This is a genomic window from Methanothermobacter thermautotrophicus str. Delta H (genome assembly GCF_000008645.1).
Lineage (GTDB): Archaea > Methanobacteriota > Methanobacteria > Methanobacteriales > Methanothermobacteraceae > Methanothermobacter > Methanothermobacter thermautotrophicus.
Genome location: NC_000916.1, coordinates 721,476 through 746,081, shown reverse-complemented (window position 1 = coordinate 746,081; position 24,606 = coordinate 721,476). Strand labels below are relative to the sequence as shown.

The window sequence follows — 24,606 nt, the reverse complement described above, 5'->3', positions numbered from 1 at the left end:
GGGTGATTAATGGACCACATGGACCATATGGGGTTGAATGGGTGTGGATCTCACCAAAACCAAAAATTTTAAACTTGCATAACCAGATACTAAATCGCATGTTTGGCACCATGAACATCAAAACCCGCACAAAAAAAATACTTCAGAAGGCGATGGATGAGCCAATCACAAAGGAAGAAGCCCTTTATTTGATGGGAGTAACCGGCAGGGATCTCCAGGCCCTTATGATAGCTGCAGATATGGTTAGGGAGGCTGAAGCCGGTGACAGGATAACCTACATCGAGAACTGGAATATAAACTTCACCAACATATGCTCGGGGCAGTGCGGGTTCTGTGCATTCAAAAGGGATGCTGCGGATGGTGACTCCTACTACCTTGAAACAGAAAGGATCCTTGAAATCGCAGCAGAGGCCATTGAGAAGGGGGCCAGGGAGCTGTGCATACAGGGAGGTCTCTACCCAGGCCTCGACACCTACTTCTACGAGGACCTCATAAGGGCCATAAAATCCGAGTTTCCGGATGTCCACCTCCACTCCTTTTCCCCAATGGAGGTCTATTATGGGGCTCAGAATGCTGAATTAACGGTTGAAGAGGCTCTGAAAATACTTAAGAGGGCTGGCCTTGGTTCAATGCCAGGAACAGCTGCAGAGATACTGGATGATGATGTCAGGGCAGTCATATGCCCCACCAAGCTGAGTACCGGTGAGTGGGTTGAGGTCATAGAGACAGCTCACCGTGTGGGGATACCCACCACCTGCACAATGATGTATGGTCACATAGACGGGCCTGAACACCGTGTTGAGCACATGGATATACTGAGGAGGATCCAGGAGAAGACCGGGGGCTTTACAGAGTTCGTACCCCTCCCCTTCATGCACCCACACGCACCCATCTACCGTGAGGGGCTGGCAATGCCCGGAGCAACGGGTGCAGACGACCTCAAGGTCTATGCAATATCCAGGCTCATGTTCAGGGGTCTCATTGAGAACATACAGGCCTCATGGGTTAAACTGGGATTCAAATTTGCTCAGGTGGCCCTCCTTTCAGGTGCCAATGACATAGGGGGCACGCTTGGTGAGGAGAACATTTCAAAGTCCGCCGGGGCATCACATGGTGTGAGGACAGAGCCTGAAGAAATAATAAGGGTTGTGAGGGACATAGGAAGGATCCCTGCAAGAAGGGACACCCTTTACCGTGAGATAGAGGACGTCTAGCACATCCGTAATGTAATTCTCCGAATAAACCTTTCCTTTTCTATTGTAATAGATCTGCTTTCCTTCCTATTGGGAGGAATTCAGGGAGGCTCAGCCCCTTTCAGCAGGTTACTCTTCCCTTTCTATTATTATCCTGTCACCCTCATCCACACTGAAGAAGAGCTCAAGGTTTTTGGTTATCCTGCCTATGTGGTTCACAGGTGAATAGGGCTGTGTTGATCCAAAGAAGATGCACAGGGCATAACCGGGCGGCCAGTAGGAGATGTCACCAGGGGAGGCACTATCAGAGGGGTTCTCATAGTCAAGGTCGAGGGGTATGTCAAAGTAGACCTCTTCCATCCAGAGGAGGGCCCTCCCCTCAATAGGAAGGCTATCATAGATTCTCCTTGCAGATTCGGGGTTTCTATCATCAAGTTCACCGGTGGCATGGCCCTTACCCTCAACGGTTATCCTTATCCTCATGGTCCTCACCAGCCACTACCTCCATCCCTCGATTATCTGTACACCGGTTGATGTCCCGATCCTGTCTGCCCCAGCATCTATCATCGCAAGGGCTGTTTCAAGATCCCTTATTCCCCCAGATGCCTTGACTCCCATCTCATCACCCACCGTTTTCCGCATGAGCATCACATCCTCAACTGTGGCGCCGGCTAGTCCACCATAGGCTGTTGATGTTTTAACAAATGCCGCACCGGCCTCTTTACTTATAAGGCAGGCTTCAACCTTCTCCTTGTCTGTGAGATAGGCTGTTTCAAGTATAACCTTGACGGGGACGCCGGCGGCATCAACAACGCCGCTGATATCCCTGTATACGAGCTCCCTATTGCCTGACTTCATGGCCCCGATATTCATGACCATGTCCACCTCACCGGCCCCGTTCTCAACGGCCTCAGAGGCTTCAAGGGCCTTAACGCGGGGTGTACTGACGCCTGCCGGGAAACCAACAACTGAGCAGACCGTCACATCGGTCCCCTCAAGGAGTTCAGCCGCCAGCCTGACATTGGTGGGTGTGACCACCGCGCACCTGAAGCCGTAGCTGACCGCCTCCCTGCATAGCCTCTCAATATCATTTTCTGTTGCATCAGCCCTCACATTGGTGTGGTCTATAAGTGATGCAAGTTCCTCCCTTGTCTCCACATTCATTTTAACCACCTAAAGTTTCTTTGCCATGTAGGGGCCCTCCTTCAGGTATCCGAATTTGCTGTAGTATTCACGGGCACCTATCCCACTTGTTACAAGTATCTTCTCCATTCCATTATCAGCAGCCAGGGACTCTGCCCTTGCAAGTAGCTCCTCACCGTAGCCCCTGTGCTGACCAACGGCATCTCCCCTTTCTCCTATGGGGAGCATTGAACCGTATACATGCAGTTCCCTTACAAGGGCTGTTTTATCATCGACCTCGGGGCGGTGGGCCTCCTCTGATGGGAACCTCAGCCTCAGGAAACCCACAAGGACGTCATTTTCAGGGTCCTCCTGGGAGAGGAAGAACTCCCGCCCCCCGGTGGCTGCGTACTCCTCCACCATGAGGGTAACAGCATCCTCGTCGACCCTCACACCCCTCCTTGACATGTGTCCAACCTCACGGCACCTTATACACCTGCACCTCACCCCCTCCTCCTCCAGGCGCCTGTAGACCATTTCACCGAGATTGGACTTCCTGACACCGTCCACTATGAGCCGTGAGGGAATATCCCTCTGTATCCTCATGGTCCTCACCCACTTCGGCATCATCTTCTTTATCTCCACGATAAGTTCAACCGCCTCCTCAGTGGAGTAGGGCTTATAGAGGCCCCTCTCCCATAGGCTGTAGAGTTCGCTGCCACGGGTCACAAGGCAGGGATATATCTTGATCATATCCGGTCTGAAGGAGGGGTCCCTGAATATCCTCCTGAATATGCGCAGGTCCCTTTCAAAGTCTGAGAACAGGCCAGGCATCAGGTGCATGGCAACCTTCACCCCGGAGTCCCTGAGGATCCTGTTGGATTCCACCACATCCCTTATGCTGTGGCCTCTCTTGATCCGCTGGTAGATGTAGTTGTATATGGTCTGAACTCCCAGCTCGACCCTGGTAACTCCCAGGCCCAGCATCCTGTCCACGTCCTCCTCCCTGCAGTAGTCTGGTCTTGTCTCGAAGGTCATGCCAACGCATCTCACCGGCGAGGACTCGTTTAGTCTCTGGGCGTCCTCAACCTTCACGTATCCATGGTGTTCTGGCACATCCACCCTGATGCCCCTGAGTTCCGCCCCGAAGTCCACCATGGCCTTGAGGCACATGGAGATGAACCACTCCTGGTAGCAGAGGCTGTGGGAGGGGAAGGTCCCCCCCATAACTATGAGTTCAACCTTATCCACGGGGTGACCTATGCTGTGGAGCTGCTCCAGGCGGTTGTAAACCTGCCTGTAGGGGTGGAAATCGTACATCCTGGCCCTCAGGGCTGCAGGTTCCTCTCCAGTGTAACTGGGAGGTGCCTTTTCACTCTCTGGACAGTACAGGCACCTCCCATGGGGGCATTCCCGGGGCTGGCACATTACAGCGACGACAGCAACCCCTGAGATGGTCCTTGTGGGTTTTTTTCTCAAGAGGCCCTCTATAACCTTTTTCTCCTCCGGAGTCGCATGTTCAAGGATTTCAGAGTTGCTCATGAATCTCTCAAGTCCCATTTCACGGCAGACCCTGTGCTTGAACCTCTCAAGGTCCTTCCTTGTCCTTATTTCACCTGAAATTATTCCATTGATTATGAGGCGTGACGCGTCCTTCATGATCCTGATCCCCTGTTTATCGGTGTTCATCCATTCTGTACATCATATCCATTCGGTTTTTCATCGCTCGAGTTTTTTGATCCTGGTTATTCTGTTTTTTTGTTCATCAGGTTGAGTGTTCTGACTATATCTGTTCTTGAAATTATACCTGTGAGTTTACCGTCCCTCATCACAGGGAGCCTTCCAAGCTGCAGCCGGTTCATCTTCTCAAGGGCTCCTGTAACCTCCTCATCATCTCGCACTGTGACAACGTCCCCTGTCATGACATCCTCCACCCTGAGGTCCCTGCTGGCATCAGATATATCATGGAAGGTAACAATACCCCTCAGTTCACCGGCCTCGGTCACAGGATAACCCATGTGCTTTTCACGGAACATCACATCGAGGGCCTCCTTAACCGTCATATGAGGGTGAAGAGTCACAGGGTTCTCTGTCATAACATCTGCCACCCTGACACCCTCCAGGAGTGATGAGATGAGGGTTGCCTGGTACTCCTGCTCTGCTCCGATGTAGATGAAGAAGCCGATGAGTATCAGGAAGAAGTTGTAGAAGAGACCGGTTACGGCCATCAGGACCGCTATGATTTTTCCGAGGTTCGAAGCTATCCGGGTGGCCCTGATGTAATTCAGTCTCGCAGCCAGGATGGCCCTCAGTATACGGCCACCATCCATCGGGAAGGCAGGTATGAGGTTGAAGATTGCAAGAAGCAGGTTCACAGCAAGGAAGTCACCTGCGAAACTTGCAGCAGCTCCTTTCAGACCAAACAGGAGCGGGACCGCTGTGATGAGGGCCATGAGTATATTTGTGAGGGGCCCGGCGATTGATATCATGAACTCCTGGCGTGGGATGCGGGGTATCTCCTCCATCCTTGAAACCCCACCGATGGGGAGCAGAAGTATGCTCTTTATCTTCACACCGAACCTCAGGGCAACGTAGGAGTGGGCCAGTTCATGTATCACCACGGTTACAAATACAAGGGTTATTAGAACTGCAAGGTTCACTGAGAGGAATCCAAGGTAGGCGAGGATGTATATGAACAGCATCAGCAGTAGAAATGAGAAATCGAGTTCAATGGGTATCCCTGAGACACTGAATATTTTAACTGAAGTCATGTTCTATTATATGGGGTGCTATGAATAAATCATTTTTTATAGCATGACTGACATAACATTTCATGGTGTTCAAATGAAGGTGACGGAGTTCCTCGGTCTTAAGGTGCTGGATAAAAATGCAATGGAGATAGGTAAGGTCTCTGACCTGGAGGTGGATCCTGAGGAGGGCCTCATAAAGTCCCTCATAATATCCAAGGGTGAACTGTCCCTCAAGCAGAGGACCTTCATCGTTGATATGGAGAGTGTCAGCCGGGTCGGCGATTACGTCGTCCTTGCAATAGCTGCAGATGAGGCAGAGGAGGCCCCCGAAGAGGAGGAGTCCATGGAGATATCCCCTGAATGAGGGGTGAGTGGCATGGAGGTAAAGGACATAAACGGAAATGTTCTGACGGTGGGAATGGCTGTACGTTACACTGGAACAGGGACCACCGGTGAGATCTCAGCCATCAAGGTTGAGGATGGCGAGGGATGGGTCCGCCTTGAGGACTCAGACCTCTGGTACAATACAGGATACCTGGAGGTTGTGGATAAATCCGAACTCCGGAGGGCGGTCAGGAAGGGGGGTCGCGGTGACACCATTGACCGCATCAGGAAGATGAAGGAAGACTTTGAGGATGTGGATATGGGTTCAGAGGTATGTGATGGTGGTGGTTGATCTGCATCACCTTTTCTTTTCTTGCTGAACCATCTACTGATTTTTCTGTCTGGATTTGACCTCTTATTAAATTCATATTAGTATATACAATGAAGGGGGGTGAAAGTGTGTCTGATACAAAGATTCCAGGCCTCATATCTCTGATCCTGGGGATCCTTGTGATTCTTTTTCCTGTGTTCTCAGTATTTACCCTGAGTGTCCTCACTGGTGTGGCAGTGCTCTTTGTTGCTATCTGGCTCTTCCTGCTTGGTTCTGGAACATGGAAGGTTAACAGGGGAGCAGGGGTGCTCTACATTCTGCTGGGGGTGCTTGGTGTAATCGTTGCAGCGACCATTGCAGGTAATGTGGCTCTCTTCAGTTTCCTAGCGGCGTTCTGGATATACATAACGGGTATAATCCTTATAATTGCAGGTATAACAGCTCTTTTCTCAAGGGAACACAGGGCTGGAAGGGCTGCAGCCATATCTGTTGTGGTTCTGGGATTCATCTATATAATCCTGGGGATATTCGTAAGCAACCCGGTATTCCTGGCCTTCCTGATAGGCCTATCACTGGTAATTGATGGAATCGGTCTCCTGATGTATTAGGAAATAAGAAGAGAGAATAACCTGCTTTCAGGCTTCTGGTACGGGTCTCCTGACATATCAGGAGATATCATGGTCCTGGATGCTGACACAGAAACGGCAGAGGGCACCGGGAGTGTTTATCTGTCTGTCCTTGACAGGACAGTAGAAGACATTTCCCTCCCTTCTAACCGTGAAACCACCGGGAAAGCGGGTCCCCACTGGATGAACGGGTTCCTTCCTTACGAATGTGACGTAGATTGTTATTATACGGGCGATCTTCTGAAAGCACCTTTCATTTTCTGTTTTTGCCTGGCTTAACTGCTGGTCAAGGAAGTCTATGAATTCCTTTAACCCTGCGGTGTCAACATGACCCTGGTAGATGTTTTTATCATTCTTTATATCCCGTATCCTGTTAAAGAAGGCCCTGGTGAACCTTTCGATGAACTCCTTCTGCTCCCTGGGCGGCAGGTACCTGGCGTCCTCCCTCAGGTAGACCGATGCACTCATTATATCCTTTATATGGACAGAGGAGGCCTCCTTTTTAAGCATTTCAAGGAGCTGCATCTCTGTCATCTTTTCTGGAATATCACTGCTTCTTATCATCTGCTCACGACCTGCACTCCGGACGATTTCGGGGTATTTCTGATGTGCTGGAGGTATCCCTATTTATCACAGTAGACAAGGGCTGAATCCTCCTGGAAGATCAGGGAAGGGGGCTCTGTCTGGCGATACAGATATCACATAGGGCTTCCGGGTTATCACTCTGTTTATCCTTAACTGGACAGTAGTGGACACCATCCTTTTTTTCAACCTCAAAACCTCCGGGAAATGGTGTTCCGGGAGGGTGCAGCGGTTCCCCCTTAACATAGGTTCTGTATAAAACAGTTAAACCAACAATGGTGGGAGCGTTGATTTCATCCAGCCTTTTAAGGGCATCCCTGAGGCTGTAACGTGCATCATCCATTTCAGGCGTCCCTGAGAACCCTGCCTTAAGGTCAAGCACGGAGTCGACGACCATGGACATATATGCATCCACATATATTGCCCTGTATCTCTCCTGAACAAATCTGCAACTCCTTTCTAGGAAGACACGCACCTCCATCAGATCATACACACCTAGAGTGGCTGCCATGTTCCTCAGAGCCATTATGAGGGCATCAGAACCTTTCACAGTACCTTCTAATAGCCCCTGCCATTTTTGGTCCGATTCCATCAATACGTTTAAGTTCATCTTCCCGCACATGTCGCAGATCCTCACCAAAGGTTTTGATGATCTTACGGGCCCGGACTCTTCCAAGCCCTCTCACACCAACCACAAGGGGTATGGCATCCTCTTTCACACCATAATAGAGCCTTGCAGAAAGGATTTCGAGTTGACTGGAGTGCCTGTATACTCCCATTATCTCGCAGATCTTACCAAAAAATTTAACGATTTTTGAGGCTTCGTAGGCCGAGCGCCTCGTTGAAGCAGCGTAAACATGAAACGCATTCTCTATTTCATATTCTGTTCTCTCATTGATCCACTCAATCAGAGCAGCTGCCGTCGCCTCTTCGTTCCCGACGTCCATTAGGAAGAGCCCATGTTCCATCAGCTTATCACGGACAGGGTCCCGGCTCTTCCTCCCCTTGAATGATATCAGGGGCATATCAGGTGTCCTTGTTATCTCATAGATGAGGCGGTATATGTCCATCTCATCCATCTCTGATGCAAACTGGTGGAGCTTGATGGCCGTCTCCACACTGTAATTGGATTTTGCTATGAGGAGACCGAACTCTGTTGCGGAGAATCCTTCAGGGCCAGGATAGAGGATCCTGTTCCTCATAAGGTACTCTGTGGCGTTCTCGACCTCATACTGAATACTGTCCATCCCGAATGAATCACTGAAGGGACCCTCAACCATCTGGTACCCATAGAATGTGTTTCTGAAGAAATCTGCCAGCTCCTCCGTGGTTCCTGAGAGACCGGAGGCGACCTGTGCAATTATCTGTCTGTACAGGGCGTCCCTGTTCTCTATGATACGTGAGGTCGTCCTCTCGACTTCACCCCTGATGTAGTACTCCTCCAGATCCATGGCCTCATCATGGCTCCTGGCTATGAGGTAGGAGTAGCCGGCATCATCATACTGGGGCCGCCCGGCCCTACCAGACATCTGCTCATAATCAAATACAGGGATCCTCCTGGGGCCCTGACTCGTCCACCTGGTGTAGTCCCTTATCACAACTGTCCTTGATGGGAGGTTGACTCCGTACATGAGACTGGGAGTGGCGGTTATCATCAGTATATTCCCGTCCCTGAACTCGTCCTCTATTATCTCCCGCTGCCTGTTGAAGAGTCCTGCATGGTGGAATGCGATCCCTGCCTCCAGGCATTCTGCAAGTTTCAGGCAGGTGGAGGTTGGAGGGGATCCCCTGGACTTTGGAACCTCAAGAACCTTCCCGGCCACCTCCCTGAAGCTCTCCACCATGTCATCAGGTATCTTCCCTGATATCTTATCTGCAAGGTGGGATGCGAGGGACTCTGTGAACCTCCTGGTGGATACGAAGGCGAGGGTCTGGCTCCCATCCTCAAGGGACCTCTCAAGAACCTTGAGGACAACATCGTTCTTTTCCCTGACCCCGAACATCTCAGTGTCAAGGACCTCCCGATGAAGGGGAACAGGCCGGTAGTCGTGCTCCACAACCCTTGCGTCGAGCCATCCGGCTATTTCATCCATATTTGAGAGGGTTGCAGAGAGTGCAACTATACGTACTGATGGATTCAGGGTCCTTGCCCTTGTAATTGCAGACTCGATTACCGGGCCCCTCGTGTACTCCCCTATCATGTGGAATTCATCAACGATGAGGAGGTCAACCTCCCGGAGGATATTCCATGAGAACCTGGTGAGGCTGTCGAAGGATTCAAAGACCATGACCGCGATGTCAGAGGTCCGCGGGTCCTTACCGACCCTTATACCGTGTTCTTCAAGTTTGCGGAATTCCTTTATCTTTTCGTTCTGGATTGATAGAAGGGGCACTGTGTAGATCACGCGCCCACCTTCCATGACCGTTTTCAGGGCTGCAATGATACCAAGGAGGGTCTTTCCGCTGGCTGTGGGTATGGCTATTATGTAGTTGTCCTCTGATTCAAGGTAACCCGCTTCAATGGCACTCCTCTGGGCAGGGTTCAGCTCCCTTATATGGGGGTAGCAGTCCCCGAGGATCTGTCTCATTTCAGGTGGGAGGGACTTCATATGAACACGCCTCAGAGTTCCAGCTTTTCCTTTTTAATGACTCTTATGTTGCTGATGGCCGTTTCAGGGTACTGGCCATCATCGTCCTTCTCAACACTTTTAACCATGTCCCATATTGTGAGCAGGGCAACGGATACACCGGTTACGGCCTCCATCTCAACACCAGTCTTCCCATCGCATCTCACAGTAACCCTGGCGGTGATCCGGTCATCATCCAGGTCAAATTCAACATCAACACCTGTGAGGGGGAGGGGATGGCAGAGGGGTATTATCTCCCAGGTCCTCTTAACGGCCACTATGGCTGCTATCTGGGCCGTTGCAAGCACGTTCCCCTTTTCAATCTTCTTTTCACGGATTAAGTTTATGGTGTCTTCACGCAGGAGTATATGGCCCTCGGCTGTCGCGGTTCTCCTAACAACTGGCTTTGAGCCCACATCAACCATGCGGACCCCCTTTTCATCTGTATGGGTGAATTCTTTCATTATCATCACTCATGAATTTCTTTGATGGATTCTAAAATACATGGGTGAATTCTTTCATTATCATCACTCATGAATTTCTTTGATGGATTCTAAAATACATGGGTGAATTCTTTCATTATCATCACTCATGAATTTCTTTGATGGATTCTAAAATACTTCAGTAAATCTGTGGTTCCTTTTAGTCTTGAAGTTTGAGTTGAGGATCCGGCCATCCAGGCTGAAAATCAGGACATCGGTATCAAAGGAGAACCTCTCATTGAACCTCTCCCTTATGGCATCTGCTATGCTGTTGAAGACCCTACCTGTCAACCCTTCACCCTCGAGTTCAGATATCATCTCCTCCACGGTCCCATCGTTGAATATTCTGGTCACCGTATCTCTGGAGGCACCCATGAGGGCTGCATGGGCAGCCATTATCTCGCGGCGGGCATCTGCATCTGAACTCCGGGTCTGGAATATCCCGGCAGACAGCTTGATCAGTTTACCTGCATGGCCCATGAGTATTATCCGCTCAACCCCCCTGCCATCGGCCTCCTCCAGCATGTAGCCTGGGAAGTTGGCCATCTGGATTATCCTCTCATCCTCGATGGATTCAAAGTACTCCCGGGCGAATCTCTCCCCTATGTTACCCGGTACAAATACGAGTTCCCTGAAACCCCTGGCAGTGGCGATATCGATCTGACAGGCAAGGGATTCCCGGTATGCCTCGGTGGACATGGGCCTGGCTATGCCTGTTGTCCCAAGGATGGAGATACCTCCGATGATCCCGAGACGGGGGTTCATGGTCCTGGAGGCTATCCTCTCCCCCCCGGGCACAGACACTGTGACCACAGCGCCCTCATCATCCCTGAGGTGTTCCCTGAGGTTCTCCTCTATCATCCTCCTGGGGACAGGGTTTATGGCTGCTTCTCCGGGGGGGACCTGGAGACCGGGCTTTGTGACGATTCCAACACCCTCACCACCCCTTATCATGATTTCAGGTGTCCCTGTGATCTGAACAGTGGAAATGATCTCAAGATTCACGGTGACATCAGGGTCAGGGTAGGGTCTCTTGATGACACAGGCCCTGGCGGTGTCACCTGAGATGCGCTCAACATATTCAACGTCAACCTCCAGGATCCCGGATGGGGTCCTGACCCTGACCTTACTGGCTTCACAGCCCTTCAGACACAGGAGTGAGGCGAGGGCTGCTGCGGTGGCAGCTGTTCCAGTTGTAATCCCGAATACCCTCTCATCATTCATCAGAAAAATCCTTAAAAATTAATTGAAAAAGAAGTTATTCCATCTCATCATTTATGGCTTCAAAGAGTTCTTCCCTGCTTGGGGCCCCAACGAACCTGACAACACCGTTGATTGCTATGGCAGGGACAGCCATCAGCCCATACTCTATGGCCTTTTCCCGGTCAACCATTATGTCGATCTTTTCGACATCAATTTTGTCTCCGAATTCCTTTTTGGCCTCATCAACGACCTCGATTGCCATTGGACAGTAAGGGCAGGTTGGGGATGTGAAAACCTCTATATTAACAACCATTTCTTAACCTCCGTGAGAGTAATATAATTATCTTCTTCCCCTTTTTAGATAAATACTTATCCTTTTCCACCTTCATCAATGGAGCTGCAGCTCTTCCGTTGTGTTCCCTGAGGCAAATCCCAGCCTTGAGAACATGCTGGAGAGGACCCTTAGGAAGCCAGAAGGAGGCTCGAGGGTTATCGTGTTATAGTTCTTCACACCTGCGAGCTTCGCAGCCACCTCAACTGCATAGTCCTTCCCTCCAGTGAAATCCACCAGCCGGTTGCGTACAGCCTGTCTGCCTGTGAATATCCGGCCCTCTGCCAGGCTCTTCACGTAGGAGACGCTAAGGTTTCTGTTGGCAGCCACGGTCTTTATGAAGTAGTCGTACTCCTCATTGACCATTGACTGCAGCATCTGTCTCTCCTCATCGGTTATCATGCGGTAATCGGCACCCATGTCCTTGTACTCACCGGCCTTTATGGCGTACTTGTTTATCCCCATCTGCCTGTACATCTGGGAGAGATCCGTAAGGTCGAGTATGACACCTATGCTTCCAACCCATGCTGAGGGACTCGCAACTATCCTGTCAGAGGCTGATGCTGCAAGGTATGCCCCCGAGGTCCCTGAATCACTTATCCAGCTCACCACTGGTTTTTCTGATTTATTTATGGCATCCATGAGTTCCTCACTTGCAACAGGTGTCCCTCCCGGGCTGTTTATGTCGAGGACAATGGCCTTAACTGAGGGATCGCTGTTGGCTTCAGCGATGAGCTCCTTTATGTCATCAGGGTCCACTCCATCAGAGAACCCTGCCGTGTCATAGGCTATGGCTCCGTGGACAGGTATTATTGCTATCGTACCCTCGCCGCCCTCCAGCAGACCGGCTAATGAAAGCACCAAACCTGCGATTGAGAGGACCGCGACGAGACCGACTACTATCTTGCTGTTTCTATCCATGGTATCAGACCTTTTTACCTCCAGTCATGTTTTCAGGAGTTTTTGTTATATCAGACATCCATGTACCATCCTAAATTTTTAACCATTTTTATTAATAGAATGTTCTACCACTATATAAATATTGCACTTAGATACTATTTAATTGATGAATACACTTTGCAGTGTTTGAGAGCTTGAGGTGCTCTCTGGAGTGCTTTGCAGCCTAATAATCTATTCAGTGAACGATCATAGAATCCTGGAGTGATGGTTGTGAAGAAAACTGTAAGGTCCCCTGGATCCGCAACCGTGATTAATGCGATTGCGACTGGCAGGGGCTCAGCATTCGGCATAGGACTGAGGGTGGAGGCAGAGGCAGAGCTGATTGACTCAGGGGTGGAGTGCATCTCCCGTGAGGGTGCTGACACATCTCTCATGGAGCTCTGCACCCGGATGGTGATTGAGCATTATGGAGTGGATGCCGGTGTGAGGGTGGTAACATCATCGGACCTTCCTGTTGCCAGCGGACTCTCAAGCAGCAGCGCGGCATCCAACGCCACCGTGATGGCAGTTTCATCCCTTTTATCAGACGAATTTGGCCTCCAACCCATGGAGGATTTTGAGATGCTCAACATGGCAGTTGACGCTTCCCTGCAGGCGGGTGTGAGTGTTACCGGGGCCTATGATGATGCAAGTGCATCATTCTATGGCGGCTTAACCGTGACAGATAACATGGAGAGGCGCATAATCCTCAGGGAGCCGATGGAAAATCAAAAGGTATTAATATATATGCCGGACAGAAAATCACTGACTGCACAATCAGATGTCCCGCGGATGAAACTGCTGGCCCCCTGGGTTGATATGGCCTTCAGGGAGGTCCTTGATGGAAGGGTCCACAGTGCCCTGACACTCAACGGGATACTCTATTGTGCATCCCTGGGATTCGATCCGGGAATAGCCCTTGACGCCCTTGAGGCGGGTGCCCTTGCAGCGGGTCTCTCAGGAACCGGGCCATCCTTTGTGGCCCTAACACATGAGGACTCTGAAGCTGATATCATCGATGCCTGGGAGAACCTTGAGGGAGATGTGCTTGTAACATCAGTGGACAACGAGGGTACACGTGTCCTTGAATAACTCCAGTGACCCTTGAATGGAAGAAAGGGGAATGTAATTTATGGATGAGTACAGAGCACGGGAGGTCCTCAGAAGATCCAGGCAGAAGATAGATGGAATAGACAGGGACATACTTGACCTCATAACCTCAAGGATAGCCCTTGCACGGGAGATAGCAGAGGCCAAGGAGGTCCTTGGAATGGAGATCCTGGATCCTGAAAGGGAACTCCAGATTATAGAGAGGACCCGGAAAATCGCCAGGGAAAATGGTATCGATGAGAATAAACTTACAGAACTGATGAAGATTCTGATGGATCTCAGTAAAACTGAACAGAAAGAAATGTTAAGGAGGCAATGAAATGGGAAACATAAGGACATCCTTTGTAAAAAGAATAGCTAAAGAGATGATAGAAACTCATCCAGGGAAATTTACAGACGACTTTGACACTAACAAGAAACTTGTGGAGGAGTTCTCAACAGTAAGCACCAAACACCTAAGAAACAAGATAGCAGGTTACATTACAAGGATCATCAGCCAGCAGAAATAAGACAGAATTTTTTTCATTTTTTCCAACATTTAAAAGGTTGTGAAGGTTAATGGAGTTAATAGTTGCTAAATTTGGCGGTACATCAATAGGAAATGGTAGGCGAATTAAGAAGGCGGCCCGTTCAGTTGTGAAGGAGTACATGAAGGGCAGGAAGGTCGTTGTCGTTGTATCTGCCATAAATAAGACAACCGATGAACTCCTCCAGATAGTGGACGAGGCAATGGAAGACGCTGTCACAGAGAAGCAGCTGGCTGAAATAGTATCCATGGGTGAAATGACCAGTGTCAGGATATTCTCATCCGCGATAGAGGCACTCGGAGTTAAATCAGAATATATAGACCCATTCATGGATGAATGGCCAATAATAACCGACAGCAACCTTTTAAATGCTAAGGTGGATTTTGAGGCAACTGAGGAGAAATCAAGGGAACTGCTTAAACTCCTTGATCAGGGAATAATACCTGTGGTTTGCGGCTTCCTTGGAAGGGACCCCAACGGCTACATAACCACCCTGGGGAGGGGTGGAAGTGACATAACAGCATTCCTCCTTGGTCACTGCCTGAAGGCAGATGAGGTTATAATCGTAACAGACGTTGGAGGTGTCATGTCCACGGACCCCAACAAACTTCAGGGTGCCAAGAAACTTGATAAAATATCCGTTGAGGAGATGAGGGACCTTGCAACCCATGGGGCCCAGGTACTCCACCCCCACGCCCTAAAATACAAGGACCCTGATATAAAGGCAAAGATAATAGGATTTGAGCACGGGGACCTATCTGCACCAGGAACCGAGATAATCGGACCATCAAAGAATAAGATGGTTAAGACAACAACCCTCAACCCGGATCCAATATCCGTGGTTGCTGTTGTGGGTGAAAAGATACTGAACAAGCCAGGTATACTGGCCCGGTTAACATCAAGGCTTGCAGAGAACTCCATAAATATCATAGGAATTTCAACCGGCCAGAACTCGGTCACAATCTTCGTGGATAAGAAGGACGCCGATGAGGCCCACAGGCTCCTCCACGATGTGGTCATTGCAGACGATGACCTCAGTTCACTCTCCCTTGGGAGGGACATCGCAATGATAACAATATCCAGCCCGGATTTCATAGATACACCCGGCATAATATCTGAAATCACCAAGCCCCTGAGGGATAATGACCTTAACATAGTTGAAATTTCATCCTCACAGACATCTGTGGTTATTTTTGTTGACTGGAATGATGGTAAAAAGGCATATGAACTTGTAAGGGGTGTTCTTGAATGAAGATTGAAGGCACAGTTGTGGCCATGGTTACTCCATTCACAGAGGACGATGTGGTGGATGAGGCCGGGCTGCGGGAGAACATAAACTACCTTATAGAGAACGGGGTTGATGGCCTGCTGGTTGCCGGAACAACCGGTGAATCAGCGACAATAACCCACGAAGAGCAGAGGAGAATGATCGATATACTGGTGGATGAGGTCAACGGTCGCGTCAGGACAGTTGCAGGGGCAGGTAGCAATTCATCCAGGGAGGCCATGGGACTTGTGGAGTACGCAGAGGACGCCGGTGCAGACGCGGCCCTCGTCATAACCCCCTACTACAACAAGCCCCAGCCCCATGGACTCATTGAACACTACACCATGCTGGAGGAAGCCGCTGACATACCACTCATAATATACAATGTCCCCTCAAGGACAGGCACAGATATAGACGTTGACACGGTCGCCGAACTAGCAAAGCTCGACGGGATAATTGGGATAAAGGAGGCCAGCCCCGACCTGGACAAGGTATCCATGCTCAGGTCAAGGCTCATGGACCTGGGCCTTGATGACTTCACAGTCCTCTCAGGTAACGATAACCTGACTCTCCCCATGATCTCCATGGGTGCCGAGGGTGTGATATCGGTGGTTGCAAATGTCGACCCGGCTCGTATGAGCCGACTTGTTAACGAGGCCCTCTCAGGGGACTTCGAGTCTGCAATGAAAACACACTATGAACTCTACAGTCTCATGAAGGTCCTTTTCATTGAGAGCAACCCCGTACCTGTCAAGGAGGCCCTTAACATGATGGGCAAGGCCCGCGGGTCATGTGAGGATGCCCCTGGCACCCCTGCAGGATGCAAACCGTGAGAGGCTCATGATGGTCCTGGAGGAACTGGCACTGATCTAGGGGGTGTGATGCTTGATAAGGGTTGCAGTTACAGGCGCATGCGGGCGCATGGGATCAGGGATAATAAGGAGGGTCCTTGAAGAGGAGGACATGGAACTGGTGGCAGCAATTGAGGCTCCCGGCACACCCCTCAGGGGCAGGGACATAGGAGAGTTCACAGGAAGAGGCAGTGTTGGAGTTGAGGTAACTGATGCATCAAATCTTGCAGATACCCTTGCAGAGACAGAACCCGACGTCCTTGTTGACTTCACAGTCGCATCTGCAGCAGTCGAAACAATAAAGACTTCAACCGAGGCCGGTGTTAACCTTGTGGTTGGCACAACAGGTTTTTCAGAGGAGGAGATGCAGACAGTAAGGGACTGCATAGAAAGGTCAGGTGTGAGGGCCGTAATCGCACCGAACATGGCAGTGGGGGTCAACGTGTTCTTCAAGGTCCTCAGGGATCTTGCACCGATCCTCTCTGACTATGACGTTGAGATCATTGAGGCACACCACAGACACAAGAAGGACGCACCATCAGGTACAGCTGTACGTGCACTGGAGGTCATCTCAGAGGCCACAGGCAGAAGGGCCAGTGAGGTCGCAGTCCATGGCCGATCCGGACTCACAGGCGAGAGGAGCAGGGATGAGATAGGTGTCCATGCAGTTAGGGGTGGTGACATCGTCGGGGACCACATTGTCCTATTTGCAGGTGACGGTGAGCGCCTTGAGATAGTTCACAGGGCTCACAGCAGGGATGCCTTCATAGGTGGAGTCATAAGGGCTATAAGATTCATTGAGGATGCAGAACCCGGAAGGATAATGGATATGGGGGATGTTCTGGGAATAAACTGATAAGGTGATATTATGGTTAATGTGGGTGTTCTGGGAGCAACAGGAATGGTTGGACAGCGGTTCATTCAGATGCTTGATAAACATCCTGAATTTGAGCTTACAACCCTGGCGGCTTCTTCACGATCCGCCGGGAAACCCTACGGGGAGGTGGCAAACTGGTACCTTGACTGTGAGATGCCAGAATCTGTGAGGGACATGGAGGTCGTTGAAACGGATCCCTCAGCTGTTGGGGACGTTGATATACTCTTCTCAGCCCTCCCTGCAGACGTGGCGAGGAAGGTTGAACCAAAATTTGCAGAGAAATACATAGTGGCATCAAATGCCAGTGCAATGAGGATGGAACCGGATGTCCCCCTCGTGATACCTGAGGTCAACCCTGAGTTCCTTGACCTCATAGAGGTGCAGCAGAGGAGGAGGGGGTGGGACGGGTTCATTGTCACCAACCCCAACTGCTCAACAATAGCCCTGACCCTCACACTCAAGCCCATCTACGACGCCTACACAATAAAAAGGGTCTATGTATCAACCATGCAGGCGGTTTCCGGTGCCGGTTACAATGGAGTCCCCTCAATGGCCATACTTGATAACCTGGTGCCCTTCATCGGCGGTGAGGAGGAAAAGATTGAAACAGAGACCCTCCACCTGCTGGGAGAACTCGATGAAGGCGTTGTGAAACCAGCCAGCTTTGGCGTGAGTGCATCATGTCACCGCGTACCCGTCGTTGACGGTCATACCGAGGCGGTCTTCATTGAACTGGATGATGAATTTGATATTGATGATGTCAGGGAGGCAATGGATAAATTCAGGGGACTCCCACAGAAGCTGGGTCTCCACTCCGCCCCTGAAAAACCTGTGGTGGTGAGGGATGAGGAAAACAGACCCCAGCCAAGGATGGACAGGGACATGGACGGTGGAATGGCTGTTACCGTCGGAAGGCTCAGAGAGGACGCTGCATTCAAAAACAGTTTAAGGTACGTCCTTGTGGGTCATAACACCGTGAGGGGTGCGGCGGGGGCATCGATTCTGAATGCAGAACTCATAAATGAGATACTCTAGGATACCATGCACCCCACCCTTCTGGGCCCTGATCTATCTGTCCTATATTTTTTTAATTCGGTCCTGGCATCACCATTTCTTGACTTTTTAATGCCACTTTTAACCTTCGGCGGGACCCAGGCCTTCTGGGTGATACTCTGCCTCCTCCTCTACCTCCTTGGTGGTGAGGATGAGAGGGAGGCTGCATTCATGGCCCTCACGGCACTTGTCCTGGGATTCTTCCTGAGCGAAGCCCTTAAGATGGTTATCGCAAGACCACGACCCTATGAGGTGATTGGGTGGGTGAGGCACGCCACAGTTGCCGGGGGCTATTCTATGCCATCGGGCCATGCTGTGGCCGCATTTGCCGGCTTCATCTCCCTCTACTTCAGGTTAGGGAGACCATGGTTTTTCATCATCCTCGCATCACTTGTGGGGATCTCAAGGATCTACCTTGGTCTCCATTACCCAAGTGACGTCCTCGCAGGGGCCGTTCTCGGAGTTTTATGTGCATTCACCGCCCTGAAGATAGATGAGAGGGTTAAATGTTTTGGTCTCTGCCGTTTTGACAGGCTGCAGCAAAATTAGGCGCATTTTAAAAACCAGACAAACTTCTTCTGTTTCAGTGTTCTGTTCTGATGGAATCGTCATCCTTTTCAGGGCCCCTCGGGTGTCATGGGAATCAGATGCTTATCGGCAGGGACTCATCTATGCTTTGGGAGGTTTTCCTTGTTAATGCAGCTGCAGTGATCCGCGGGCTTCATTTGGGAAGGTTTTTAAGTTTTAATGTGATATCTATTAAATGGAAAGGGATACCATGAGGTTCATGAGGGATTCAGAAAAGGAACAGCTCAAGCTTCTTGTAAAGGCGTGCATGCTGGAGATAAGCAAGCTCAAGATGGATCTCCGGAAATGCCGTGAGAATTCAGATAACTGTGAGAGGGTTAAGGAACTTGAGGATGCACTTAAAATCAGGGATAGGCGTATAGATGAACTTGAAAGAATCATGGCTGAAAAGGACAGGGTGATACAGGAACTCAAGGGCATCATAGCAGATAAGGAATCCCGGATAACTGACCTCAAAAGGTACAGGGAATACTTCCAGGCCCTTACACAGAAACCTGAAAAGGATTTAACATCCTTCCAGTCACAGATCTACCGTCTGCTGCCCGATGAGAGGGCCACCACAGAGGAGATGCTTGACTTCATAAATGAGATAGGGTTTAAGGACCTGAAACTTGAGAACATGGTCCAGATACTCAGGAACCTTGAGAGGAAGGGCTACTTCAGGTCGGTGAGTGAGGGCAGGAGAACCCTCTGGGAGAAGGTTAAGAGGTGAGTTTTACCGCTGGAATGAGCTTCTATCTTTACTTGACCCACTTCCAGAGCCTGTAACTGCAAATACCCTTGCAGGGGATGCTTCAGCCCTCACAGAGAGCGGAACAACGAATAATCTGAATTTAGGCGGTAGCAGGTCAGTGTTTGTTATGTTCTCCACAATCCATATCCCATTTTTGAGGAGGAGTTTGTGGATATCAGTTTCTCCGGGCCTGTCCACACTGGGGCCATCGACGCAGACCCCCAGAACTTCATGTTCCACCAGTTCCTCTGCAAGACGTCTCTTTATACCCGGGTAGTCCCTGAAGTACCCCTCTGAGCCCCACCTTGAGCTCCAGCCAGTTCTGATGACGGCTATATCACCCCCATTTAAAATCTCTCCCCCGGATACAAGGAAACCCTCACCTGTGAGTTCCTCCAGTCCTATTCCATCAACGGTGAGGGCACTGCAGTGTGCATGGAGGGGGGCGTCTATATGGGTCCCTGTGTGCATACCCAGGGACAGTGAGGATGTAATGTAATCAGCATCTGAACTTTCAATTCTCAGTTTAACGGGTGGATCACCAGGGAAAACAGGCATGGAGTCCTCTATTTTATGGGTCAGGTCGATTATTTTCATAATGTGATTGTTTCATCTGTGAAAATATTAACTGTTTTCTAACTGCAGGGACGAAGGATCCTTTAAAGCCTGTATTCACGGAGTACCTCGCTGACCCTTGAGACAGTTGTGTTCCAGTTACTTACATGTCCCAGTCTGTTGAGGGAGTGGGTTGTGTCTGCAGTAACCCATCCACGACCCCTTATCCATACCTGGGCCCATACATGGGAGTACCAGTTCCCGCTTATGAATCTGCAGTAACCACGGACGTAGCGTGCAGGTATACCACTGGTCCTTGCAAGGGCTACCATGAGGTGTGCCTGGTCAACGCAGTTGCCCTTCCTTAACCGGAGTGTACCCGAGGCACCGTAACGTGTCCTGTAGTAGAAGGAGTAGTCAACGTTGTCACGTACCCAGGTGAAGAGGTTCTGTGCAGTGGAGTAGCTGGTGTTTCCTGAGAGTTCACGGGCAAGGTATACCACATTGGGATCCGTGATGCTGCAGTAGGCTGTTGAACTCAGATACGTTCTGAGGGATGGAGGGACATACCAGGGGCTGTTCTTAAGGCCCTCATAGTATCTGAGTTGCCCCTTAAGATAGGTGTATCTGTTCTCAAGTGTCCTGAGTCTGTTCTGAAGCATGATCCTGGTCCTGGTGTTTCCTGTGGTTCTTATTCTGATCCTGATCCTCTTGATGAGGGAAGACGTCTTCCTGATTTCAGAGTTTATGCTCCTTATCCTGGAGTCAACGGTCTGGGAGTTGATCCTGTATGCATTGAGGGGTACCGGAGTCCTTATATACACGTATGTGGGCATCCTCCCCTTCTGGTACCTGTAACGCCCAATCTTTGAGAGGAGGTAGACTGTATTGTAGAAATCGATTTTACCTCCACTGTAGGACACCGTTGACGGGCATCTACTGTATTTATCTGTAAAGTCCCTGAACCTTACTGTTATCTCAGTGTACTGTGTTCTGCTCAGTTTCAGGGATATGCGGCGAATATCGAGGGCGGGTGAATTTACAGTTCTGTATTCAACGGTCCTTGAGCCTCTCAGTACTCTGCTAAGGGCATATGTGTAGGATGCACAATCAAGACTTCTGTTTCCAGCACTTATGTTTTCAGGGAGCCTCTGATACTTTTCCATGAAATTGGCTACCCTGACACTTGCCTGCAGGACTTCAGAGCTGTTCAGGGTTTCTGAATCATTCTCAAGGGCATGGGAACTTTCCATGGCCACGATCAAAATCAGGGTCATGGTAAGGTATACTGAGGCTTTCTGGAGCTGCCTCATTTTTATCACAGATTACTTTAAGTTCCATCTTCGTTAAATATTCTTCTGGAGAAGCAGCGAAAACTATTTATAGAACCTCTAACCCATTGATAACTGCATACTGATTTATAATTAAAACTGAGGTGATTGAATGGCACAGGGACAGCAGCCAATTCTTGTACTGCCCGAAGGTACAAGCAGGTATCTTGGAAGAGACGCACAGAGGATGAACATCCTTGCGGGTAAAATACTCGCAGAGACCGTGAGAACAACCCTTGGACCTAAGGGTATGGACAAGATGCTTGTTGACTCCCTTGGAGACATTGTTGTAACCAACGACGGTGTCACAATACTCAAGGAAATGGACATAGAGCACCCAGCAGCAAAAATGCTCGTCGAGGTTGCAAAGACCCAGGAAGACGAGGTAGGGGACGGTACAACCACAGCAGTCATAATAGCAGGGGAACTACTCAAAAAGGCTGAAAATCTCCTTGAAATGGAGATCCACCCAACAATAATAGCAATGGGTTACAGGCAGGCCGCTGAAAAGGCCCAGGAAATACTCGACGACATTGCAATCGACGCCAGCGACAGGGACACCCTCATGAAGGTTGCAATGACCGCAATGACAGGAAAAGGAACAGAAAAGGCAAGGGAACCACTGGCAGAGCTCATAGTGGATGCGGTCAAGCAGGTTGAAGAGGATGGCGAAGTCGAGAAGGACCACATAAAGATAGAGAAGAAGGAAGGCGCAGCAGTGGATGACTCAACACTCGTGCAGGGTGTTATAATCGACAAGGAAAGGGTCCACCCAGGAATGCCAAAGAAGGTTGAAAACGCCAAAATAGCACTCCTCAACTGCCCGATCGAAGTTAAAGAGACAGAGGTTGACGCAGAGATCAGGATAACAGACCCATCACAGATGCAGGCCTTCATCGAACAGGAAGAGCAGATGATCCGCGACATGGTCAACTCAATAGTTGATACAGGCGCAAACGTCCTCTTCTGTCAGAAGGGCATCGATGACCTCGCACAGCACTACCTGGCCAAGGCAGGAGTCCTTGCAGTGAGAAGGGTCAAGAAGTCAGACATGGAGAAACTCTCCAAGGCCACAGGAGCAAACATAGTCACAAACATCGAGGACCTCAGCCCAGAGGACCTGGGTGAAGCAGGAGTCGTATCAGAGAAGAAGATCTCAGGCGAAGAAATGATCTTCGTTGAAGAGTGCAAGGAACCAAAGGCAGTGACAATACTCGTCAGGGGATCAACCGAACACGTTGTAAGCGAAGTTGAAAGGGCAATCGAAGACGCAATAGGCGTAGTCGCTGCAACAGTTGAGGATGGTAAGGTCGTTGCAGGAGGCGGAGCACCTGAAATAGAAATCGCAAAGAGGCTCAAGGACTATGCTGACTCAATAAGCGGCAGGGAGCAGCTGGCAGTATCAGCCTTCGCAGAGGCCCTTGAAATCGTGCCAAAGACCCTTGCAGAGAACGCAGGTCTTGACAGCATCGACGTCCTAGTTGACCTCAGGGCAGCCCATGAGGAATCAACATACATGGGAATCGACGTCTTCGATGGTAAAATCGTCGACATGAAGGAAGCAGGAGTAATTGAACCCCACAGGGTCAAGAAACAGGCCATCCAGTCTGCAGCTGAAGCAGCTGAGATGATACTGCGCATAGACGACGTCATAGCCGCATCATCATCCGGTTCCAGCGAGGAAGGAATGGAGGAAATGGGCGGCATGGGCGGAATGCCTCCAATGTAAGGCATCCCCCAACTTTTTCTATTGGAATCACCCCAATTCACTTCCACATAACTCTTTTTCTCATTATGGAGAGATTTAAGTAGACATAGATCCTTTCTTTTAAGAAAGCGTTCTGTAGATCTGGGATCATTTATTCTGTCCGGCAGAGACGGGACTCATCCTGCAATAAAATGTAAGTTAAGAACTGTACTCTTTCTAACTCTGGTTTCTTAGGTGACTTCCTCAGTTCAAAAAAAAGTTTGGTTCCCCTCGCATGGAATAAGAAAAGATCAACAAACAGATCTGAGCCATTCTTAAATTAATAAAAAAGGTTGAAGGATTATTCACCTTGAAAATATGTGGACCGCCGCTGTTCCACCGGTTCCACCGATGTTGTGGGTCATGCCGATTTCAGCACCTTCCACCTGTCTCTTACCGGCTTCACCACGCAGCTGCCATACCACCTCAGCTGCCTGGGCTATACCGGTGGCTCCAAGGGGATGGCCACGTGCCTTGAGCCCACCTGATGGGTTAACCGGTATGTCACCATCAATCCTTGTCATACCATCCTCAAAGGCCCTTCCACCTTCACCCTTCTCGACGAATCCAAGGTCCTCAACAGCCAGTATACCGTTTATACTGAAACAGTCATGGACCTCAACAAGGTCTATGTCCCCTGGAGTCAGCTTGGCCATCTTGAAGGCATTTCTGGCTGCATTGACGGTTGCATCAATCCTTGTTATGTCCCTCCTGTCATGAAGTGCAATGGTACCTGAGGCCTGTGCAGACGCCTTCACATAGACAGGTGTGTCTGTGTACTCCCTCGCCATGTCTGCAGGGCATAGTATAACCGCTGCGGCCCCATCAGATATCGGTGAACAGTCGAGGAGCCTGAGGGGATCCGCTACCATGGTGGAGTTCATGACCTGTTCAACCGTGACCTTCATCGGAAACTGGGCCCGGGGGTTGTTTGAGGCGTTCTCATGGTTTATCACTGAGACCATGGCGAGCTGCTCCCTGGTTGTACCGTACTCATACATGTGCCTCCTGGCCATCATGGCATACAGTGATGGGAATGTGACACCCTGCTGGGCCTCCCACTCCTGGTCGGATGCTGTTGCAATTGCCGGTGTTGGGTCAACAACGTCGGTCATCTTCTCAACACCTGCAGCTATCACGATGTCATGGTATCCTGATGCCACCGCCATTATGCCGCTCCTGAGGGCGAGCCCCCCTGATGCACAGGCGGCCTCAACCCTTGTGGAGGGTATGGGTGTCAGGCCAGCATGGTCCGCGATGAGCGAGGATATATGCTCCTGTTTTATGAAGAGACCGGCTGACATGTTACCAACGTACATCGCATCAAGGTCTGCGCCCTCCACTCCTGCGTCCTCTATGGCCCCAAGTCCGGCCTCGGTTATCATGTCCCTGAAGGAGACATCCCAGAGTTCTCCAAATTTTGTCTGTGAAACTCCAATAACTGCTACATCCCTCAT

Annotated in this window: 27 protein-coding genes and 1 pseudogene; 14 read left to right on the top strand and 14 right to left on the bottom strand. The window is 50.2% G+C overall.

Annotated features, from left to right (window positions below; all coding sequences use genetic code 11):
• Positions 1 to 98 precede the first annotated feature (98 nt).
• Entirely contained in the window at positions 99 to 1,214 is a 1,116-nt protein-coding gene (gene cofH / locus MTH_RS03860; RefSeq protein WP_048060905.1) for a 5-amino-6-(D-ribitylamino)uracil--L-tyrosine 4-hydroxyphenyl transferase CofH, read from the top strand.
• A 108-nt stretch (positions 1,215 to 1,322) separates the two neighbouring features.
• On the opposite strand, the gene MTH_RS03855 is transcribed toward cofH, so the two are convergent.
• From MTH_RS03855 to MTH_RS03840, 4 genes are all read right to left on the bottom strand, one after another.
• Positions 1,323 to 1,676 (bottom strand): cyclophilin-like fold protein, encoded by a 354-nt coding sequence (locus MTH_RS03855; RefSeq protein ID WP_048061251.1) that lies wholly within the window; start codon positions 1,674 to 1,676, stop codon positions 1,323 to 1,325.
• Positions 1,677 to 1,691: 15 nt separating this feature from the next.
• Positions 1,692 to 2,357 carry a deoxyribose-phosphate aldolase gene (deoC, locus tag MTH_RS03850; RefSeq protein WP_048060904.1) on the bottom strand — a complete coding sequence of 222 codons (666 nt, stop codon included), beginning with the start codon at positions 2,355 to 2,357 and terminating at the stop codon, positions 1,692 to 1,694.
• A gap of 9 nt (positions 2,358 to 2,366) precedes the next feature.
• The gene (locus MTH_RS03845) at positions 2,367 to 3,974 is read right to left on the bottom strand and encodes a tRNA uridine(34) 5-carboxymethylaminomethyl modification radical SAM/GNAT enzyme Elp3 (RefSeq protein ID WP_048061250.1); all 1,608 of its coding nucleotides are present in this window, start codon (positions 3,972 to 3,974) and stop codon (positions 2,367 to 2,369) included.
• A gap of 86 nt (positions 3,975 to 4,060) precedes the next feature.
• Positions 4,061 to 5,086 carry a CBS domain-containing protein gene (locus MTH_RS03840; protein WP_010876451.1) on the bottom strand — a complete coding sequence of 342 codons (1,026 nt, stop codon included), beginning with the start codon at positions 5,084 to 5,086 and terminating at the stop codon, positions 4,061 to 4,063.
• A 73-nt stretch (positions 5,087 to 5,159) separates the two neighbouring features.
• Here MTH_RS03840 and MTH_RS03835 point away from each other — a divergent pair, with 73 nt between their 5' ends.
• The 3 genes from MTH_RS03835 to MTH_RS03825 all read left to right on the top strand — a co-directional run bounded on the left by MTH_RS03835 (position 5,160) and on the right by MTH_RS03825 (position 6,328).
• Complete coding sequence (locus MTH_RS03835; protein ID WP_048060903.1) at positions 5,160 to 5,429, top strand: PRC-barrel domain-containing protein; 270 nt, start codon at positions 5,160 to 5,162, stop codon at positions 5,427 to 5,429.
• Positions 5,430 to 5,441: 12 nt separating this feature from the next.
• Positions 5,442 to 5,741, top strand: a complete 300-nt coding sequence (locus MTH_RS03830) for a DUF2098 domain-containing protein (RefSeq protein WP_048060902.1) — start codon at positions 5,442 to 5,444, stop codon at positions 5,739 to 5,741.
• Between the two features lie 107 nt (positions 5,742 to 5,848).
• Entirely contained in the window at positions 5,849 to 6,328 is a 480-nt protein-coding gene (locus tag MTH_RS03825) for a DUF308 domain-containing protein (RefSeq protein ID WP_143485761.1), read from the top strand.
• Positions 6,329 to 6,385: 57 nt separating this feature from the next.
• On the opposite strand, the gene MTH_RS03820 is transcribed toward MTH_RS03825, so the two are convergent.
• The 7 genes from MTH_RS03820 to sppA all read right to left on the bottom strand — a co-directional run bounded on the left by MTH_RS03820 (position 6,386) and on the right by sppA (position 12,492).
• Positions 6,386 to 6,910, bottom strand: a complete 525-nt coding sequence (locus tag MTH_RS03820) for a DUF2115 domain-containing protein (protein WP_010876447.1) — start codon at positions 6,908 to 6,910, stop codon at positions 6,386 to 6,388.
• Positions 6,911 to 7,010: 100 nt separating this feature from the next.
• Complete coding sequence (locus MTH_RS03815; protein WP_010876446.1) at positions 7,011 to 7,478, bottom strand: DUF2115 domain-containing protein; 468 nt, start codon at positions 7,476 to 7,478, stop codon at positions 7,011 to 7,013.
• Entirely contained in the window at positions 7,465 to 9,537 is a 2,073-nt protein-coding gene (gene hel308, locus MTH_RS03810) for an ATP-dependent DNA helicase Hel308 (RefSeq protein ID WP_010876445.1), read from the bottom strand. Before hel308 ends, MTH_RS03815 begins: the two co-directional genes overlap by 14 nt.
• Before the next feature lie 11 nt (positions 9,538 to 9,548).
• Positions 9,549 to 10,022, bottom strand: coding sequence for a cyclic pyranopterin monophosphate synthase MoaC (gene moaC, locus MTH_RS03805; RefSeq protein WP_202943324.1), 474 nt, complete (start codon positions 10,020 to 10,022; stop codon positions 9,549 to 9,551).
• 144 nt (positions 10,023 to 10,166) lie between these two features.
• Positions 10,167 to 11,261 (bottom strand): cobalt-precorrin-5B (C(1))-methyltransferase CbiD, encoded by a 1,095-nt coding sequence (gene cbiD, locus MTH_RS03800; protein WP_010876443.1) that lies wholly within the window; start codon positions 11,259 to 11,261, stop codon positions 10,167 to 10,169.
• Between the two features lie 34 nt (positions 11,262 to 11,295).
• Entirely contained in the window at positions 11,296 to 11,553 is a 258-nt protein-coding gene (locus MTH_RS03795) for an MJ0307 family thioredoxin (RefSeq protein WP_010876442.1), read from the bottom strand.
• Between the two features lie 75 nt (positions 11,554 to 11,628).
• Complete coding sequence (gene sppA, locus MTH_RS03790; RefSeq protein WP_010876441.1) at positions 11,629 to 12,492, bottom strand: signal peptide peptidase SppA; 864 nt, start codon at positions 12,490 to 12,492, stop codon at positions 11,629 to 11,631.
• Positions 12,493 to 12,741: 249 nt separating this feature from the next.
• Between sppA and MTH_RS03785 the strand changes: the two genes are divergently transcribed.
• The 9 genes and pseudogenes from MTH_RS03785 to MTH_RS03745 all read left to right on the top strand — a co-directional run bounded on the left by MTH_RS03785 (position 12,742) and on the right by MTH_RS03745 (position 19,495).
• Positions 12,742 to 13,602 carry a shikimate kinase gene (locus MTH_RS03785; protein WP_048061249.1) on the top strand — a complete coding sequence of 287 codons (861 nt, stop codon included), beginning with the start codon at positions 12,742 to 12,744 and terminating at the stop codon, positions 13,600 to 13,602.
• Positions 13,603 to 13,642: 40 nt separating this feature from the next.
• Complete coding sequence (locus MTH_RS03780) at positions 13,643 to 13,939, top strand: chorismate mutase (protein ID WP_010876439.1); 297 nt, start codon at positions 13,643 to 13,645, stop codon at positions 13,937 to 13,939.
• Position 13,940: 1 nt separating this feature from the next.
• Entirely contained in the window at positions 13,941 to 14,129 is a 189-nt protein-coding gene (locus MTH_RS03775) for a 30S ribosomal protein S17e (RefSeq protein WP_010876438.1), read from the top strand.
• Between the two features lie 49 nt (positions 14,130 to 14,178).
• On the top strand, positions 14,179 to 15,399 hold the full coding sequence (locus MTH_RS03770; RefSeq protein ID WP_010876437.1) for an aspartate kinase: 1,221 nt from the start codon (positions 14,179 to 14,181) through the stop codon (positions 15,397 to 15,399).
• A pseudogene (gene dapA / locus MTH_RS03765) lies at positions 15,396 to 16,287 on the top strand (4-hydroxy-tetrahydrodipicolinate synthase). The gene MTH_RS03770 and the pseudogene dapA overlap by 4 nt, the downstream one beginning before the upstream one ends.
• 12 nt (positions 16,288 to 16,299) lie before the next feature.
• Positions 16,300 to 17,121, top strand: coding sequence for a 4-hydroxy-tetrahydrodipicolinate reductase (gene dapB, locus MTH_RS03760; protein ID WP_010876435.1), 822 nt, complete (start codon positions 16,300 to 16,302; stop codon positions 17,119 to 17,121).
• A 12-nt stretch (positions 17,122 to 17,133) separates the two neighbouring features.
• On the top strand, positions 17,134 to 18,177 hold the full coding sequence (gene asd, locus MTH_RS03755; protein ID WP_010876434.1) for an aspartate-semialdehyde dehydrogenase: 1,044 nt from the start codon (positions 17,134 to 17,136) through the stop codon (positions 18,175 to 18,177).
• Positions 18,178 to 18,306: 129 nt separating this feature from the next.
• Positions 18,307 to 18,744 (top strand): phosphatase PAP2 family protein, encoded by a 438-nt coding sequence (locus MTH_RS03750; RefSeq protein ID WP_238374242.1) that lies wholly within the window; start codon positions 18,307 to 18,309, stop codon positions 18,742 to 18,744.
• A gap of 229 nt (positions 18,745 to 18,973) precedes the next feature.
• A complete protein-coding gene (locus MTH_RS03745) occupies positions 18,974 to 19,495 on the top strand; it encodes a hypothetical protein (RefSeq protein WP_048061248.1) in 522 nt (173 codons plus the stop codon).
• Between the two features lie 3 nt (positions 19,496 to 19,498).
• Here MTH_RS03745 and MTH_RS03740 read toward each other — a convergent pair whose 3' ends face one another.
• Both MTH_RS03740 and MTH_RS03735 read right to left on the bottom strand, forming a co-directional pair.
• On the bottom strand, positions 19,499 to 20,113 hold the full coding sequence (locus tag MTH_RS03740) for a cyclase family protein (protein ID WP_010876431.1): 615 nt from the start codon (positions 20,111 to 20,113) through the stop codon (positions 19,499 to 19,501).
• Positions 20,114 to 20,175: 62 nt separating this feature from the next.
• Positions 20,176 to 21,384 (bottom strand): transglutaminase domain-containing protein, encoded by a 1,209-nt coding sequence (locus MTH_RS03735; RefSeq protein WP_238374278.1) that lies wholly within the window; start codon positions 21,382 to 21,384, stop codon positions 20,176 to 20,178.
• Between the two features lie 130 nt (positions 21,385 to 21,514).
• Here MTH_RS03735 and thsA point away from each other — a divergent pair, with 130 nt between their 5' ends.
• On the top strand, positions 21,515 to 23,131 hold the full coding sequence (gene thsA / locus MTH_RS03730; protein ID WP_010876429.1) for a thermosome subunit alpha: 1,617 nt from the start codon (positions 21,515 to 21,517) through the stop codon (positions 23,129 to 23,131).
• Between the two features lie 323 nt (positions 23,132 to 23,454).
• Here thsA and MTH_RS03725 read toward each other — a convergent pair whose 3' ends face one another.
• The gene (locus MTH_RS03725; RefSeq protein WP_010876428.1) at positions 23,455 to 24,606 is read right to left on the bottom strand and encodes a thiolase domain-containing protein; all 1,152 of its coding nucleotides are present in this window, start codon (positions 24,604 to 24,606) and stop codon (positions 23,455 to 23,457) included.